A 16,980-nucleotide genomic window follows, 5' to 3' on the forward strand; every position below is an offset into this window, starting at 1 on the left:
TTATAGTATAATGGAAGAAAGAAATCATCGAAGGAGGGCATCATGGAAGAAAACCATAAAGACAAAGGCAAACGATATAAAGTCATGGCCGGCATCGACCAGGTCTTCTCCGACTCCTTCACCAGCAAGAAAATTTTCGGAAATGACGGCTTCCAGTTCTTCCTCTTCCAGAAACGGTGGAAGAACATCGTCGGCGACATGCTCGCCAAGGAATCCTACATCAAAAGCTGGAAAGACGACACCCTGGTCATCGCCGTCACGAACTCCGTCTTCCTCCAGCACCTCTTCATGATGAAAGGCGACCTTTTGAAACGCCTCTCCGAAGACGAATTCGGGAAACGATTCAAAGACATCCGCTTCATCGCAGGCCCCAGGCAGAAAAAGGAAAAAGCCTACTCGACTTTGGATCCCGTCAACCATAAAATCGAAGAAGAGCAGAAAATGTACAGCCAGGACCTCAACGAAGGCGAGGAAAAATGGATTAAAAACTGGGTCGAAGGCCACGTCGGAAACGACAAACTGAAGCAGCCCTTCCAGGACCTCATGACAGAAGTCCTCAAAATCAGGAAAGGCGAAGCCGCCGCCGGCTACAAACCCTGCGCCTGGTGCGGAGCTCTCTTCGACCAGAAGGACAAGAACCAGAAACTCTGCCCCAACTGTCAGAGAATCTTCGACAGGAATATCAAACACAGAGCCGTCCTCCTCCTCAAGAAATACCCCCACTACACCTTCCAGCAAGTCCGCTCCATCATCGGCTGCGGCTACAGCGAATACGAAGAAGCCAGAGATATCCTCATCCACAGATACAAAGAAAACATATTCCAGAAACACAGCGGAGCCGAAGAAAAAAGAAAACTCCTCGCCCTCCTCATCCACAAACCCATCAACGAAATCTCAGAACAGGAAGCAGAAAACATCCTCCAGCACATGCCTGAGAAAAAATGGGACTGAAAAAAGAAAATCAAGGAGCTATGACAAAATGTACAACCATCTCGTCACAGCTCCTTTTTTTTATTGGGATATTTCATTAACGGATTATCTAACAAATGTATTTATTGGTTCTGTCTGAAAACCTCAAAACCTCGCTTTGCTCGAGAACTACTGTATTCCCTGGCTTCGCCAGGACCTTCTCCTTCGGAGCAAGGTTAACACCCTTAAACCTCGCTTCGCTCGAGAAAAGGAAGAAGCAACGTTTTAACGGATTTTGTCACAGCCCCTTTCAATTGTTTCACGTGAAACAATTTTTAGAAAAGAGGAAGCAAAATGTTTCACGTGAAACATTTTTGGGATGGATAAAGGGAGGAAGAAAAAGGGAAACAGCACCAGCGGCAAAAGGGGCTGTGACAAAATGGTTAATCATTTTGTTGCAGCCTCTTTTTTGCGTCTTTATTTCATCATTTTTAGCTCTGCTGTAAGCCTTTTACGTAAAAATGCGCGTAAGCCCCCTTACCCCCATAAGACTTTTAATTATATTGTCTTAGGCGGCAATCCTTATACGCATTATTTTTGTGATGTATTTCCTTAAATTATAGCCAAGTGCTACCAGGTATAACTCGGCTTTTACAGAATCTATCCCTTTTCTGACGATTCTTTTGTACCATCTGTCATGTTTCATGATTCCAAAAGTTCCTTCAGCCTGGATTGACCGGTTCATTCTTAGCAGGGCTCCATGGATGCTTTCCAGATTATCCTGAACCTCCTGGTACATGTTATTCCGTTCTCTGCTCAATGAGATTCTTTTGTTCTTCGGGGTCTTTTTACATTGCTCTGCCAGCGGGCATCCTTGGCAGTCTTCGCATTCAAATACTTCCTCCTGCCTGCCGTATAAGTTCCCTCTGACCAGATGTCTATAGATAAATTTGAAAGCCCTGTCATTTGGACAACGGATGGTTCCATTCTCATCAACTCTAAAGTTTATTGGCCGAAACGGATTGGTATGGTATTTCTTGTCTTTCGTTTCTTTCTTGTACATGGGGAATTTCATATACTTTTCCATACCGTGCTGCTCGCAATAGATGTAATTGTTGAAAGATCCATATCCTGCATCTGCCACAGGATACTTAGGATAAGCCCCATAGACTTCGTGGAATTCCTCCATCAGCGGTACGAAGCAATCCATATCTGAACGATACTGGTTAACATCAATTACGGCAATAAATTCATCGGCAACACCTATTTGGACATTGTATGCAGGCAGAAGCTGATCATTTCCCATGTAGTCCGACTTGATTCGCATGAATGTTGCATCCGTATCGGTCTTCGAATAACTGTTTCTGGAAGTACCGCATATCTGTATCTTCTCAACATATTCTTCAAGTTTTGATGTATATGCCTTAAGCTGCTCATACTTGCGTTGATGATCGGACTTGCGATGCCCGCTTCCATGAACAAAGGCCGTCTCATCAATCTGCCAGATTTCTTTTAATTTATCCAATACCAGACGCAGATAGTCCGGAGCGTATTCTGTATTGATGTTTACACTCATATGGTCATACTTAAGATCATCATTGAGTAACTCAAAAAGGCTGGTAATCTTGGCAAAAAGCTTGTAGCGGGATTTTTCAGCGGATTTCTTCCATACCCAGCTGTATTTATTTGCGTTCGCTTCAAACTTGGAACCGTCAATATATATATGCTGCAAATCCACGTTGAGTTTGCCGCAGAGTTCTTTCGTAATTGAATAAAAGATATCCTTGAGAGAATACTTAAGAAAGCCCTTCACGAAATGACAGAATGTCCGATAGGATGGGGCTTCATAATTCATCAGGTACATATATCTGATATTAACCCTGCAATTATCTTCAAGTTTTCTAAAAGAGCAATATCCTTCTTCTGCGAAACCATAGATGATCGTTTTCAGCATGTTGACGGGATTATACCTGGGTCTGCCAGCGCCACGCGTCGGTATGTAACGAAGGTACTTTTTAAGATCGATTTCCTCCATAAATCTGTCATACATTAAAACAGGATCATCGACATTGAGAATCTCAGAGGGAAACATTGGCAAAATGCCTTGTTCTGCGGTAAAATGATTGCTAGTGTTGTTATTTTTCATTGTAAAAAATTATAACACGAAAGGCTCTGCCCCGGACCAAATGATCCGGGGCAGAGCCCTTTTTGTTGGGATGAATTTTGTCACATCCCCTTTTGCCGAGCCTGCGAGGCGAAAGGGGTTCATTTAATCCTTCTATCTCAGCAGCCTTGATTTGAAGGAAGAAAAGCAAAACCCGTACAACCTCGCTCTGCTCGAAGAACCTTTTTGTATTTTAAAACTCAATGAATACTGCACCCCTTTCCTGGCAACAGTTAAAAGATTGGCCGGTACTCCTTCCCCGCTGGGGCAGGTCAAAGTCCTCCGCTTCGTTACTGATGGATAATATCGAATGAGCGTTTTACAGTTTTCATTTATAATATCGGAACTCGTCGGTACGAAAGGTTTTAACCTGCCCGTCGGGGTGGATCCAGACTATCCTTGATACTGACGCTGGTGAAAGGGGTGAAGTTCCACGCGGTTTTATCGCGGTTTTCTGGTGTCGTCAGCGTAGTCTGACAACGAAAAAAGGACTCTCGATGAGTCCTTTTTTCGTACCCTTATACTCTTCTATCTTTCCCTCATTCCTTCCCCACTTCGATAATCTTCGCCTTATGGTCGAAGGGCACGTCGGTGCCTGTGACCATGGTCTGGATATTTCTTGTTTCGAGGAAGTTCATGAGGGCTTTTCTTCTTTTGCTGTCCAGCTCGCTTCCGATGTCGTCCAAAAGGAGGACGGGGTATTCGCTGGTTTCTTCTTTGATGTATTCCATCTCGGAGAGTTTCATGGCGAGGATGGCTGTCCGCTGCTGGCCCTGGGAGCCGTAGATGGAGATGTCCATGCCGTTCATGAAGAAGGTAAGGTCGTCTCTGTGCGGGCCTACGGAGGTGTGGCAGAATTTGGCGTCTTCTTCGCGGTAGGCAGCGAGGCGTTCGAGAAACCATTCTTCGTCGAATCTCGGCTCGTCGGATCCGGCTTGTTTGTAGCGGATTTCGAGGTTTTCCCTGTTTCCTGTAAGGGCGGATTCCATATCGGGGACGGTACCGTTCATCTTTTTCACGGTTTCAAGGCGTTTCCTCACGATGTAGGCGGCGCATTTCCCGATCTGTTCGTCCCAGATGTTGGTATCCGGGATGATGCCTGTCATCCTGGCGTTCCTGAAGGCTGCGTTTCTTTGCTGGACGGCTCTGGTGTAGCGGAGGAGTTCGGCATAGTAGCGCGGGGAGACCTGGGAGATCTCCATATCAAGGAAGCGCCTCCTGAAAACGGGGGCGCCTTTGATGAGCTGGAGTTCGTCAGGGGTGAAGATGACGGTGCGGAAGAGGCCCATGAGGTCTTTTTTACGGACAGGGTTGTCGTTGAAGAAGATTTTCTTGCCCTGGTTCCTCGTCAGTTTCACTTTGATGGTATGCGAGACGTCGCGGATGGTGAAGTCGAGGAGGATGGTGCCTTCCTCGTCCCCCAGCCGGATCATTTCGTTGTCGTTTCCCGTGCGGAAGGATTTCCCTATGGAGGCGTAATAGACCGCCTCGATCAGGTTCGTCTTCCCGCTGCCGTTTTCGCCCGTGAAGATAGTGAGTCCTTCATCCGGCAGGATGGTCGTATCCTCCATATTGCGGATCTGGATCAGACGGAATTTCACGCACTTCATGGCTAGGCTCCGGTCAGCTTGTATTCGTCGCCGTCGATCTTGAGCATGTCTCCGGCGCGAAGCTTCTTTCTCTTTTCGGTGACCTTCTTTCCGTTCAGTGTGATCTTGTGCGCTTCAAGGTAGGCGCCGGTCTCCCCGCCCGAGCTGATCCGGTCCGTCTTTTTCAGGAACTGGTCAAGCTGGATGAAGTCTCCGTAAATCTGTATTTCTTCCATTAGTTTCTTCCTCTCATCGGGGTGACGACGTAGCGGTATGTCTTGTCGTCCTGCTGTTCCACGAGCATCGGGCCGCTCTTCAGGAGATGCAGCGTGATTGTTTCGCCCTTGGAATGCTTCAATATATCCTCTATATAACTGCAGTTGAATGTGATGTCGATATCATCGCCTTCAAGCTTGACGGGGATCGACGTATCGGAGCGTCCGATTTCCGGATCTTCTTCGAAGACTTCGAGCACGCCCTGCTTGAAATGGAAATTGATCGTATTGTAGTTCACGTCGCGGGAAATCGGGCTGACAAAGCGGACGGCTTCGGCAAAGTCGTGGAGATTCAGTTCCGCATGGGCATCAAAGGACTGCGGGATGACTCTCTGGTATTCCGGATATTCGCCGTTGATCAGGTTGCTGATAAAGTACGTGCTGCCGATGGTGAATGCGACATGGTTCTTGGACCAGGAAATTTCCATCTTTTCCTCTTCCCCGTCCGGCAAAAGGCGGATGACGTCGGAAAGGATGCCGGCAGGAACGATGATTCTGCCAGCGGCTGTGGCCGGTTCATCCAGGGAGATTTCCTTGGTAGCCAGGCGGTGCGTGTTGGTAGCGGCCATGGCGAAGAGAGAATCATGGATTTCAAAAAGTACGCCTGTAAAGAAAGGCTTCTGTTTATCAGTGGCTGCTGCAAACTGGACGAGGCTGACCATGTCAGCGAAATCCTTGCAGCGGATGACTGCATGATTCTGATGATCCATTTCCTCGACTTCCGGGAAATCCTGGGAATTTCTGACAGGGAACTTCGAGAAGTAGGATCCGCTCTTAAAGGAAACGGTATTTTCTCCTTTACCCATTTCCATGACGATATCCCCTGATGGCATCATGCGAAGTGTACTCTGCAGCTGGGGCGCAGCAATGACTGCAACGCCGTCTTCAAAAATGTCTGCGCTGCAGGTCGTTTTTATGCCGATTGTGTAATCGTTTGCCTGGAATTCGACAATGCCATTGGCAGCAGAAATGAAAAAACCATTGTTGGTGTTGGAATTGATTTTTGTCTGTGCTGCGCGCTGGACTCGGTCGAGGGCGCTCGTCAGCTCGTTTTTGTTGAATGTGACCTTCATGGCAGCTCCTTAATAAATATGACTAATAATATAAGATAGTAGTAGCAGGCGTAGTAGTACGCTGTGAATAAGTGAATAACTTTGTGACTATCTAGATTTTATCGATTTTGAGCCTTTGTGAAAACCCGGTGAATAACTTTTTTTCTTCTTCACACATTTCACAGATTTCCGGGGGTCTGGATTTATCCACAGTTTATGCACTGTTTTTTACCCTCTGCGGCCCGTGTTTCTTCACAATACTTTATATAGAGGCAGCTCTTACCTTTTCAGCTGCTTGGTAAGTTCATCGATGACGGCCTTCGTGCTCTGATCGCGTTTGATTTCCTTTTCCACGCGTTCGCAGGCATAGACGACTGTCGTGTGATCCTTTCTTTTGAACTTGTCACGGAGTGCCGGGAAAGAAATGCCCGGGATCAGGTTTCTGGCCAGGTACATGGAAATCTGTCTTGGAACGACATATTTTTTCGGACGCGCATTGCTGAGGACCTGTTCCTTCGTCACGCCGTAGCGGTCGCAGACTTTGTCGATGATGATATCGACCGTCAGCGTATTGCCGCCGTCGAGCGGGATCTTGTCTTTCAGTGCTTCCATGGCAAAAGGCAGTGTGATCGGCTTCTCTTTGATGCGGGCTATCATGACCAGGCTGTTGAAAGCGCCTTCCAGCTCACGGACATTCGTATTGATGTGGCTTGCAATGTAATCGACGACTTCATCCGGCAGATTGATACCCTGCTTTTCAGCGCGGTTCTTCAGGATGATGCTGCAGATTTCATAGTCAGGCGGGGAAATCGGAGCGACAAGGCCGCTCGAGAAACGGCTCTGCAGGCGGTCTTCGAGCTTTTCAATATCCGATGGCGTACGGTCGCTCGTCATGATGATGTTCTTCTTCTTGTCGAAGAGCTCATTGAACGTGTTGAAGATTTCCATCTTCGTCGAGTCCCTCGAGCCGAAGAACTGGACATCGTCGATCAGAAGGAAGTCCGGATTTCTGTACTTCTGGCGGAAGTCATTCGTCGCATGGCGCTGGATGGCATCGATCAGCTCATTCGTGAACGTTTCACTGGACACGAAAAGAACGGAAAGCTCCGGCTTGTATTCATGGATGTAATTGCAGATCGCATGCAGAAGATGCGTCTTGCCAAGGCCGGATGGGCCGTAAATGAAGAGCGGATTCATATTTGTATCCGTCAGCTTTGGATTGACCGCAGCCTGTGCGACGGCCAGGGCCGCCGAATACGCTACGTCATTGCACCCGCCGTGGACGAATGTCTCGAACGTGTACTCCTCATTGATGGGATTTGACTGGAAAACCTTCGCTTTTTTCGCTTCCGGCTTCTTCGGTTCTTCGAAAAGGGAGCCCTGAGCGACATCCTGGATGCTCGGAAGAGCGACCTCGTCGGCCGACTTCGGCTTCAGATTTGTGAAATCCGGAGGCGCTGCTTCTTCCGGGAACGGATCGGCTGCCTTGCTTTCCATCACGGGAGCAGGCTCATTCCCTTCCGGAAATGGCGAAGGGATGCCCCCTTCGGGGAACGGTGCCGGAGAAGGAGCAGGCGGGACAACATTGCGGGCCTTTTCCCTTTCCATATCCTTGGCAGAAGCATGGGCGGAAACGGGACCCGGGCCGTCATTCGGCGTTATTTTTGGAGGACGGTAGTTATCTACTTGTATTGTGATCTGCTGATTCTTCGTTTTAAGAATGTAACTCTCCAGTTTTCTGGAATACACATTGGCCAGCCATGCGACCTGGTACTTCGGCAGTGTGTGGTCCGTGGAAATTGTCAGTACCGAGCCTGAAAGTGAGACAGGGTACAAGTGGAGTTCAAACATTTCTGAATACTCGGAATCATTCGACTTAATATAAGTAACTAAATCCTCCCAGAGTGAAAATAGATCCATATAAAAACCTCATATGTTGACAGCTGTGATTAACCTTGTGAAAAAAATGTGAATTCTGGTGAATAAATCAAGAAATAAAAGTCCGATCAATTCGATATTATCAAAGGAAAATGCACTTGAACAACTCTGTGCAAAAGTGATTAACCTTGTGAATAACTTTATTCTATCATCTATCGTCTCCCTTGTACATTCACAAGATATAGAGAAAAAAGAATATGACAGTACCATAAATTGTGCCTCCTAAGGCGAACATTTAGTCGCAAAAGTCCGAAAAATCCCGCTGCTGCAAGCGATTTCCCTACTTATTAAGGTATAAATTTACAAAGCAGTAAGAAAGCTGTTATACTGGCAGTGAATGCCTCCCCTCCGAGTCACAAACTGCTGCGGGAGATAAGTCAGCGAAAGGAAAGAAGTCATGAAACGTCCACAGAAAGTCACCCGGGAAGACAGGCTGAGCCAGTACGCCCGCAAGATGTACGAAAAAGAAAAAATCGGGAAACAATGGGAAGAAGAACTCCCGGAAGACAAGAAAAAGAACGGAAAGAAAATCAGGACCATCCTGAACCGCCGCCTCCGTCATGACAAAAACCTTGAAGTACCCGCTAACGGCGGCGCTTACAGGAAGGAAGCGGAGTGGAGAGAATAACTCCGCAAGCAAGGAGGAAAAAATGGATAAAGACAGAATACTCGCACTGGACACGGAAACCACCGGAGTCGGCCCCAATGCCGAGATCCTGCAGCTCTCCGTCATTGACGGCGAAGGCGCTGTGCGGATGAATCAATATTTCCGTCCGAAGAAAAACTCGTCATGGCCCGAAGCCGAGAAAGTGAACCACATCTCCCCTGCCATGGTCAGCAAATGTCCCTTCATCCTCGACCATAAGGAAGAAATCCAGGAAATGCTCGGCAATGCAGAGACCATCGTCGGATACAACCTTCCCTTCGACGTGCAGATGCTCCTCCAGAGCGGCCTTACCCTGCCCGATCCAAAGAAAACCATCTACATCGACATCATGCCCCCCTTCTCCGAAAAATACGGCGAACGCGATCCCTTCACAGGAAACATCCGCTGGCAGAAACTCATCACGTGCGCCAAACACTACGGCTACGACGGAGAAGGCTGGCACGACAGCCTCGCCGACACGAAAGCGACCATCTACTGCTTCTGGAAAATGATCGAAGACGGGACCCTGAAGCTCGATAAAAAAGCAGAAGAAAGAAGCGTGAAAATAGCCTTGGGCAATACAAGACAGAAAAAGAAATACTACGTCGTCAAACGCGGCAGGAACCCCGGCGTCTACTACACCTGGGACGACTGCAAGAAAGAAGTCCAGGGCTTCAACGGCGCCGTTTACAAAAGCTTCGTCATCAAGGAAGATGCCGAAGCATGGTACGGAAAACCCGTCAAAGAAGCACCGAAAATTGTAAAACCCGCCGGCACGGCTGCTTCTGCCGGAGCACCCGCTGCGGCGAAATCCTCGGCAAAAGGAGCCAAGGACATCGCAGAAGCAGAAAAGACATTCCCGGCCAAAGCCAAGAAACTCGGACCAGCCTTGAAAGCCGGCTTCAGAGTCCCTGATACCCTCACCATCTACACCGACGGCTCCTGCCTCTCCAACCCGGACGGCCCCGGAGGCTTCGCTGCCGTATTCCTCACAGAAGAAGGAGAAGCCTTCCTCCACCTGACCGGCGGCGAACCAGGCACCACCAACAACAGAATGGAACTCCGCGCTGCCTACGAAGCCCTCAAATGGATCAGCCAGGACGGCAAGAGAAGACAAATCACCTTCTGCACCGACAGCAAGTACCTCCAGAGAGCCATCACCCAGAGATGGCTGAACAACTGGAAAAGAAACGGCTGGATCACAACCAAAGGCACCCCCGTCCTGAACCAGGACCTCTGGAAAGGAATAGACGCCTTCCTCACCTCCCACGCCCTTTCCTTCGAATGGACAAAAGGCCACGCCGGCGCACAGTACAACGAACTCTGCGACCAGCTCGCCAAAGCCGAAGCCTCCCGCTTCCAGTAGTCCTATATAGATAATCGAAAAAAGGTATAGGAAAAATCCGGAGAAAATAAAAAAATTTGGGGATGTGACAAAATTCATCCCAACAAAAAGGGCTCTGCCCCGGATCATTTGGTCCGGGGCAGAGCCTTTCGTGTTATAATTTTTTACAATGAAAAATAACAACACTAGCAATCATTTTACCGCAGAACAAGGCATTTTGCCAATGTTTCCCTCTGAGATTCTCAATGTCGATGATCCTGTTTTAATGTATGACAGATTTATGGAGGAAATCGATCTTAAAAAGTACCTTCGTTACATACCGACGCGTGGCGCTGGCAGACCCAGGTATAATCCCGTCAACATGCTGAAAACGATCATCTATGGTTTCGCAGAAGAAGGATATTGCTCTTTTAGAAAACTTGAAGATAATTGCAGGGTTAATATCAGATATATGTACCTGATGAATTATGAAGCCCCATCCTATCGGACATTCTGTCATTTCGTGAAGGGCTTTCTTAAGTATTCTCTCAAGGATATCTTTTATTCAATTACGAAAGAACTCTGCGGCAAACTCAACGTGGATTTGCAGCATATATATATTGACGGTTCCAAGTTTGAAGCGAACGCAAATAAATACAGCTGGGTATGGAAGAAATCCGCTGAAAAATCCCGCTACAAGCTTTTTGCCAAGATTACCAGCCTTTTTGAGTTACTCAATGATGATCTTAAGTATGACCATATGAGTGTAAACATCAATACAGAATACGCTCCGGACTATCTGCGTCTGGTATTGGATAAATTAAAAGAAATCTGGCAGATTGATGAGACGGCCTTTGTTCATGGAAGCGGGCATCGCAAGTCCGATCATCAACGCAAGTATGAGCAGCTTAAGGCATATACATCAAAACTTGAAGAATATGTTGAGAAGATACAGATATGCGGTACTTCCAGAAACAGTTATTCGAAGACCGATACGGATGCAACATTCATGCGAATCAAGTCGGACTACATGGGAAATGATCAGCTTCTGCCTGCATACAATGTCCAAATAGGTGTTGCCGATGAATTTATTGCCGTAATTGATGTTAACCAGTATCGTTCAGATATGGATTGCTTCGTACCGCTGATGGAGGAATTCCACGAAGTCTATGGGGCTTATCCTAAGTATCCTGTGGCAGATGCAGGATATGGATCTTTCAACAATTACATCTATTGCGAGCAGCACGGTATGGAAAAGTATATGAAATTCCCCATGTACAAGAAAGAAACGAAAGACAAGAAATACCATACCAATCCGTTTCGGCCAATAAACTTTAGAGTTGATGAGAATGGAACCATCCGTTGTCCAAATGACAGGGCTTTCAAATTTATCTATAGACATCTGGTCAGAGGGAACTTATACGGCAGGCAGGAGGAAGTATTTGAATGCGAAGACTGCCAAGGATGCCCGCTGGCAGAGCAATGTAAAAAGACCCCGAAGAACAAAAGAATCTCATTGAGCAGAGAACGGAATAACATGTACCAGGAGGTTCAGGATAATCTGGAAAGCATCCATGGAGCCCTGCTAAGAATGAACCGGTCAATCCAGGCTGAAGGAACTTTTGGAATCATGAAACATGACAGATGGTACAAAAGAATCGTCAGAAAAGGGATAGATTCTGTAAAAGCCGAGTTATACCTGGTAGCACTTGGCTATAATTTAAGGAAATACATCACAAAAATAATGCGTATAAGGATTGCCGCCTAAGACAATATAATTAAAAGTCTTATGGGGGTAAGGGGGCTTACGCGCATTTTTACGTAAAAGGCTTACAGCAGAGCTAAAAATGATGAAATAAAGACGCAAAAAAGAGGCTGCAACAAAATGATTAACCATTTTGTCACAGCCCCTTTTTTGATGGTGAGGGGAAGTGGAAAGAAAAAACACTTATATAATTAATATCATTGTATTATATAAAATGCCTCTTAAAATTCATATTGGCAAATTTTAAGAGGTATTTATTGAAGAAGTGTATAAACTGGCGGATTTAGAAAGTGTTTAATTTCGATTTGCAATTTTAAAAAAAGTTATCTTATATTTAAAAATGTATAGAAATGATATTTTGTTTATCTTTTAAGGGGTTGAAAATAATGATTATTCTAGCTTTCTTACTCTTTCTCTTCTGTGTGATAATGCTTTTAATATCTATCATAAAACCTAAATGGGGAACATTGGAAAAAGACCAGAGTTGAAAAGAAAACAAATTTGTTTATTTTACCTGGTGATGTGTTTTGTGTCTCTGTTTCTAATGGTTAAAGCTACTGATGCGATGTTATCGCAACAAAGTGGAATATCTGAAATGAGTAGAGCAGATAAAGAATATGCTTCTAAAATGTTTTCTGTAAAAAGTTTGGGATTTCTGTTGACGATGCAAAAAATATTGAAGCAGCATTGAATTCTATTGGTGTTGAATCAGTAACAGATGCAACTAAAGATGAAAAAGGCATGTATTCTTTAAATGTTACTGCGAAAGGTGGTTATACACCGGAGAAAGGTTATACACATTTATTTTTAGACAAAGATAATAAAGTCGAAACTATTAAATTAAAAGAAATCATTATGTATAAAGATGGACAAGCCGTACATCAACCTAGCGATTATGTATTAAGTGTTAGTGAAGAAAATCAAATGGAAAGACAAGCTAAAGAAATGGTCAAAAAGGTATTAAAGGCTCCAACAACAGCTGAATTTGATTATAAAACATTCAGATACTTTAAATTAAATGGTATTGGAACCATTATTGGAACGGTAGACTCTCAAAATAGTTTTGGAGCAATGATTCGTTCAAATTTCAAGGTTCAATTTGATTGCAATGACAATATGAAACCAATTCATATGAGTTTTGAGGGCAATGAAATATTCTAATCCTAATTGACTGATTTTATCCCATTGCATATATTTTTCTAATCTTGTAAAATATCTGTACAAGGAAAAACGGCAACGTTTTGCAGGACTCTCATTTTCGGATGGGGTCCTGATTTTTTTATTTGGAAAATCATCCATTCCCAGCTCTTTCCCCTGAATATGGTAAGATGTAAGCAAATGGTTAATCGTTACGTGTAAAATCAGCGCTTTCCCTGGAGGGCTTATGAGCAATTTTTCTTTTCTTGTTTATCGTTCGTCGGATGAGGATGTCTCTGTCAATGCTATCGTCAAGGATGAGTCTGTCTGGCTATCGCAGAAGGCTATGGCGGAGTTGTTTGGTGTCAGCAAATCGACGATCAGCAGGCATTTGAAAAATATTTTTGATGAGGGTGAGCTATCGAAGGAAGCAACTGTTGCAAATTTTGCAACAGTTCAAATGGAAGAGATGTGAAAATCTTAAAACCACGCTTTACTCAATATAAGTAACCCTTTTCAGCAAAAAATTTAATGTAGTAAATTAGAAAAACCAGTTGTTGCAAAAATTGCAACAACCACTCTTCAAGGAAAATAAAAAATCCAACAAAAAAGAAACCGCTCAACCCGAAGCGGTTTCTTTTTTATACCTTATATCTTTTTCCTTATTTCCTTACTTATTCTTTCCCCATGATTTCTTTGGCGATGACGTAGCCTTCGGTGTAGTTATGGCCGAGGTTGAGGCCGAAGATGTCGAGCGGGTAGTCGATGCTGCCGTAGAAGTTGCCGGCGAGGTTGCCTGCGGCGTAGAGGCCCGGGATCGGGTTGTCGTCTTTATCCAGGCACTGCATCTTTTCGTTGATGACGACGCCGGAGCAGCCTACGGTGAAGCGGATGTGGCGGTGTACGCCGTAGAACGGTCCGACTTCGACGGGGCAGAGTTTTTCTGCCGGGACGCCCATTTCTGTATCTTTTCCTGCTTTGGCCATTTCGTTGTAGTGTTTGACAGTTTCAAGGAAAGCAGGGATGTCTTTGATGCGGAGCTTTTTGGCGAGTTCTTCGAGGGTGTCTGCTTTGTAGGTGTCGATGAGGTCTTTCATGACGCCTTTGTGTTCGGAGTCTTCTTCCGGCATCCAGTTCTTGAGGGATTCGGGATCGTCGACGGTCATGCCGATTTTCTTGGCTTGGTCTACGTAGCGGGAGTCGAAGATCTGGCAGTAGTGGCCGCTGTCTTCGGCGAAGGTGAGGTAGCAGTTCATGAGTTCCATGCCGACGGTTTCATCGCAGAAGCGTTTGCCGTTCAGTTTCACGCGCAGGTACGGGGCGCTCATAAGGGAGGTCGGGCCGGAATCCATGTCGTGGGCCATCTTGGTGTGGCCGACGTTTTCCATGCGGCCGCCTGCCCAGACGATCATCTTGTGGCCGTCGCCGCTTCTGCCTGTTCTCTTCAGGGCGAAGTTCGTCATATCCGGGAGGTAGTAGTCCATCATGGACTTATCATTCGCATAGTCGCCTGTGGCAACGACGACGCCTTTCCTGGCTTTGAAGAGGATGTGTTTTCCTTCATGCTCGCCGATGACGCCTGTCACTCTGCCGTCTGCGCCCTGATCGAGCATGACAGCCGGGGTTTCGTAGAAAATGTCGACGCCCTTCTTCTCAGCCAGTTTGCACATGGCCTTCATGGCAGCGCCGGTGTCGTATGGTTTCGGCCCGAAGACGCAGGTCGTGAATTCGATATGCCAGCCGGTTCTCTTCAGGAGTCCTGCATGGGCATTCGTTCCCATATCGACGACCTGGGCGCCTGCTTCCTTGCCCTTTTCAATCGTCCAGAGAACGGCCTCGCCGGATTTCTTGGCCCACATATCGAGAAGCTCCCTCTTGGCCCTGTGGCCGGAAGCAGCTTCGAGCATGGAAACGCACTTTTCCACGTCGACAGGATCGCTCTTGTCCGTCAGGATGCCTGCGCCGAAGTTTCCGCACGCAGCCGCTTCCTTTTCCTTCTGGAGAATGGCGACCTTCGCGCCCAGCTCCGCTGCCTTCAAAGCACACGGAACGCCCGGAGAACCTGCGCCGATGACGACGATGTCATACTCCTTCGTATCCGCAATATCCGTAATCGGATCCGGCTTTTTGAAAAATGATGGAATCTCTTTCATAAGTCTGACCTCCCCTTTCTATAAAAAATGGAATAGTACTATATGGCATTATCTTTCTATATCTATTATAGTCTTTATAGAAAGGTCAATCCATGGACATAAGATAGAAATTGTCCTATTTCTTGCTTTTCAGCATACATGTTTTTTATGGAATGCAGGAAAAAGAAAAATCCTTTTTTGCGCACGAAAAAAGACAGCGGAATCCGCTGTCTTCATTGCTGGTGACCCAAGAGAGATTCGAACTCCCGACACCTTGATTCGTAGTCAAGTGCTCTATCCAGCTGAGCTATTGGGCCAAATTGGCAGGGGCAGAGGGACTCAAACCCCCAACCTACGGTTTTGGAGACCGTTGCTCTATCAATTGCGCTATGCCCCTGTGTCTCAGGTTTTCTCAACCATATGACTTAAATATAATAACAAACGGAAAGCAAAAATGCAAGGGGGTGTAAAATTATTTTTACAAAATTGCTCCAAGGCGCAGGAGAAGGGAGGAAATCCGCACATGACCGCCCCTCGGCGATTTTTTCCTTAATATTTGTTATAATATAGGAAATTTCTTTGACTCGCCTTCCCAGACGGGGAAGGTGCCTATATAAGTTCAAAACAAAACCATTGATTTTTCATTTCTCATCGCAAGCTGCCCCCAACGGAGGGAAGTGCCCGAAGGGCGAAAGGGGTGCAGTTTCTAAAAAGGGGCGGATAGGGTTGATTTCTCCAAGGCTGTGCCCTGATTGTATGGTTTTCAAAAGGTGCAGTTTCTAAGAATAGGCTTGATTTCCCAGAGCTGTGCCTTGGTTATATATTTTCCTTCCTTTCGGTTTTCTGGTAATTCTTATTCGGAGGTTCTTATGGAAGAAGTGCGTGCGCCGACGGCGGAGGCGGCTCTGCGGCGGATCCTTACCACGGCGGTCCGCGAGCGCGTAAGTGATGTGCATATCGAGCCGCAGGAGTCTTTCATCCGCGTGCGTTTCAGGCGGGATGGGATTCTGTACGACCGCTTCACGATGATGCTTGCGATGAAGAAGCCGATATCCGTGCGCGCCAAGGTCGTCGGGAGCATGGACATCGCCGAGAGCCGGCTGCCGCAGGACGGGTCGTATTCGGAAACCGTGGACGGCGTTTCCTATGATTTCCGCATTTCCACGCTGCCCTCCCTCTACGGCGAGACGATCGTCATCCGCATTCTCTCCGGGAAGGTAGATTTCATAGAGAATAACCATCTCGGGATGATGGATGTCCAGGAAAAGCTTTTCATGAAGTGCCTTAGAAGGAAATCAGGGATGATTCTCACGACCGGGCCGACCGGTTCGGGAAAGACGTCGACGCTCTATGCGGCGCTCCGGCTCCTGAATGACCCTTCGGTGAATATCATCTCGATCGAGGATCCCGTGGAGTACCGGATCGAGGGCGTGACGCAGATGCAGGTGAATAAAAAAGTAGGGCTCACCTTCGAAAAAGGCCTCCGCTCGATCGTCCGCCAGGATCCGGATATTCTGATGGTCGGGGAAATCCGCGACAGGGAGACGGCGGAAATCGCCGTACATGCCGCGCTGACGGGACACCTCGTCCTGTCGACGCTTCACACGGTGAATGCAGCGTCCGCGCCGCTCCGTTTGATGGACATGGGTATCGCTCCCTACCTTCTGGCGGATTCGCTCTCCCTGATTATTTCCCAGCGCATCCCCGGGCGCCTCTGCCCGCATTGCAAAAGGAAAGTCACGCTGACGGAGGAAAATTTCGCCGACCTTTCCCTCCCGCAGGAATTTCTGGGAGAGACGGTCATGGATGCAGAAGGCTGCGAGGAATGCCATGGGAGCGGCATCGCAGGGCGAATCGGCGCCTTTGAAATGATTGAAATCGGACGGGAAGAGCGGCAGATCATCCGCGGGGGCTTCTCGGCCGACAAACTGCAGGAAAGAATGAGAGCGCAGGGCCAGCCCGATATGGGCGCGGCGGCGCTTCGCGAGCTCCGGAAAGGCTGGATTTCAGCAAGATCAGCCTCCCAGGTCATCGCGGGAGAGGACTGAG

General features: G+C 47.0%; 15 protein-coding genes and 2 tRNA genes. 9 read left to right on the forward strand and 8 right to left on the reverse strand.

Annotation, left to right across the window (positions count from 1 at the left end):
• The first annotated feature begins 42 nt into the window (after positions 1 to 42).
• Both Dia5BBH33_RS09965 and Dia5BBH33_RS09970 read left to right on the forward strand, forming a co-directional pair.
• Entirely contained in the window at positions 43 to 951 is a 909-nt protein-coding gene (locus tag Dia5BBH33_RS09965; RefSeq protein ID WP_144269259.1) for a DUF721 domain-containing protein, read from the forward strand.
• 281 nt (positions 952 to 1,232) lie between these two features.
• Positions 1,233 to 1,415: a hypothetical protein gene (locus Dia5BBH33_RS09970; RefSeq protein ID WP_162501802.1), complete on the forward strand. Its 183-nt coding sequence runs from the start codon at positions 1,233 to 1,235 to the stop codon at positions 1,413 to 1,415.
• Positions 1,416 to 1,477: 62 nt separating this feature from the next.
• Here Dia5BBH33_RS09970 and Dia5BBH33_RS09975 read toward each other — a convergent pair whose 3' ends face one another.
• Positions 1,478 to 3,055 (reverse strand): IS1182 family transposase, encoded by a 1,578-nt coding sequence (locus tag Dia5BBH33_RS09975; RefSeq protein ID WP_143332102.1) that lies wholly within the window; start codon positions 3,053 to 3,055, stop codon positions 1,478 to 1,480.
• A gap of 151 nt (positions 3,056 to 3,206) precedes the next feature.
• Between Dia5BBH33_RS09975 and Dia5BBH33_RS11115 the strand changes: the two genes are divergently transcribed.
• A complete protein-coding gene (locus Dia5BBH33_RS11115; protein ID WP_157952068.1) occupies positions 3,207 to 3,377 on the forward strand; it encodes a hypothetical protein in 171 nt (56 codons plus the stop codon).
• A 235-nt stretch (positions 3,378 to 3,612) separates the two neighbouring features.
• On the opposite strand, the gene recF is transcribed toward Dia5BBH33_RS11115, so the two are convergent.
• From recF to dnaA, 4 genes are all read right to left on the reverse strand, one after another.
• Complete coding sequence (recF, locus tag Dia5BBH33_RS09980; protein ID WP_108850364.1) at positions 3,613 to 4,683, reverse strand: DNA replication/repair protein RecF; 1,071 nt, start codon at positions 4,681 to 4,683, stop codon at positions 3,613 to 3,615.
• A gap of 2 nt (positions 4,684 to 4,685) precedes the next feature.
• Positions 4,686 to 4,898 (reverse strand): RNA-binding S4 domain-containing protein, encoded by a 213-nt coding sequence (locus Dia5BBH33_RS09985; RefSeq protein ID WP_108850363.1) that lies wholly within the window; start codon positions 4,896 to 4,898, stop codon positions 4,686 to 4,688.
• Positions 4,898 to 6,010: a DNA polymerase III subunit beta gene (dnaN, locus tag Dia5BBH33_RS09990; RefSeq protein WP_144269261.1), complete on the reverse strand. Its 1,113-nt coding sequence runs from the start codon at positions 6,008 to 6,010 to the stop codon at positions 4,898 to 4,900. The genes Dia5BBH33_RS09985 and dnaN overlap by 1 nt, the downstream gene beginning before the upstream one ends.
• A gap of 258 nt (positions 6,011 to 6,268) precedes the next feature.
• On the reverse strand, positions 6,269 to 7,909 hold the full coding sequence (dnaA, locus tag Dia5BBH33_RS09995; RefSeq protein ID WP_144269262.1) for a chromosomal replication initiator protein DnaA: 1,641 nt from the start codon (positions 7,907 to 7,909) through the stop codon (positions 6,269 to 6,271).
• 415 nt (positions 7,910 to 8,324) lie between these two features.
• On the opposite strand from dnaA, the gene Dia5BBH33_RS10000 reads away from it, so the two are divergent.
• From Dia5BBH33_RS10000 to Dia5BBH33_RS10020, 5 genes are all read left to right on the forward strand, one after another.
• Positions 8,325 to 8,555 carry a hypothetical protein gene (locus Dia5BBH33_RS10000; protein ID WP_144269263.1) on the forward strand — a complete coding sequence of 77 codons (231 nt, stop codon included), beginning with the start codon at positions 8,325 to 8,327 and terminating at the stop codon, positions 8,553 to 8,555.
• Positions 8,556 to 8,577: 22 nt separating this feature from the next.
• Entirely contained in the window at positions 8,578 to 9,939 is a 1,362-nt protein-coding gene (locus tag Dia5BBH33_RS10005) for a ribonuclease H1 domain-containing protein (RefSeq protein ID WP_162501803.1), read from the forward strand.
• 148 nt (positions 9,940 to 10,087) lie between these two features.
• Positions 10,088 to 11,665 (forward strand): IS1182 family transposase, encoded by a 1,578-nt coding sequence (locus tag Dia5BBH33_RS10010; RefSeq protein WP_143332102.1) that lies wholly within the window; start codon positions 10,088 to 10,090, stop codon positions 11,663 to 11,665.
• 684 nt (positions 11,666 to 12,349) lie between these two features.
• A complete protein-coding gene (locus tag Dia5BBH33_RS10015) occupies positions 12,350 to 12,823 on the forward strand; it encodes a hypothetical protein (protein WP_144269265.1) in 474 nt (157 codons plus the stop codon).
• A 223-nt stretch (positions 12,824 to 13,046) separates the two neighbouring features.
• Positions 13,047 to 13,274 carry a hypothetical protein gene (locus tag Dia5BBH33_RS10020; protein WP_108850355.1) on the forward strand — a complete coding sequence of 76 codons (228 nt, stop codon included), beginning with the start codon at positions 13,047 to 13,049 and terminating at the stop codon, positions 13,272 to 13,274.
• Between the two features lie 199 nt (positions 13,275 to 13,473).
• Here Dia5BBH33_RS10020 and Dia5BBH33_RS10025 read toward each other — a convergent pair whose 3' ends face one another.
• From Dia5BBH33_RS10025 to Dia5BBH33_RS10035, 3 genes are all read right to left on the reverse strand, one after another.
• Positions 13,474 to 14,952 carry an FAD-dependent oxidoreductase gene (locus Dia5BBH33_RS10025; RefSeq protein WP_108850354.1) on the reverse strand — a complete coding sequence of 493 codons (1,479 nt, stop codon included), beginning with the start codon at positions 14,950 to 14,952 and terminating at the stop codon, positions 13,474 to 13,476.
• A 219-nt stretch (positions 14,953 to 15,171) separates the two neighbouring features.
• Positions 15,172 to 15,248: transfer RNA gene (locus Dia5BBH33_RS10030), tRNA-Arg, on the reverse strand.
• 4 nt (positions 15,249 to 15,252) lie between these two features.
• Positions 15,253 to 15,328: transfer RNA gene (locus Dia5BBH33_RS10035), tRNA-Trp, on the reverse strand.
• Between the two features lie 472 nt (positions 15,329 to 15,800).
• Between Dia5BBH33_RS10035 and Dia5BBH33_RS10040 the strand changes: the two genes are divergently transcribed.
• Positions 15,801 to 16,979, forward strand: a complete 1,179-nt coding sequence (locus Dia5BBH33_RS10040) for a GspE/PulE family protein (protein WP_144269266.1) — start codon at positions 15,801 to 15,803, stop codon at positions 16,977 to 16,979.
• Position 16,980 lies beyond the last annotated feature (1 nt).

Source organism: Dialister hominis (assembly GCF_007164725.1).
Classification (GTDB): domain Bacteria; phylum Bacillota; class Negativicutes; order Veillonellales; family Dialisteraceae; genus Dialister; species Dialister hominis.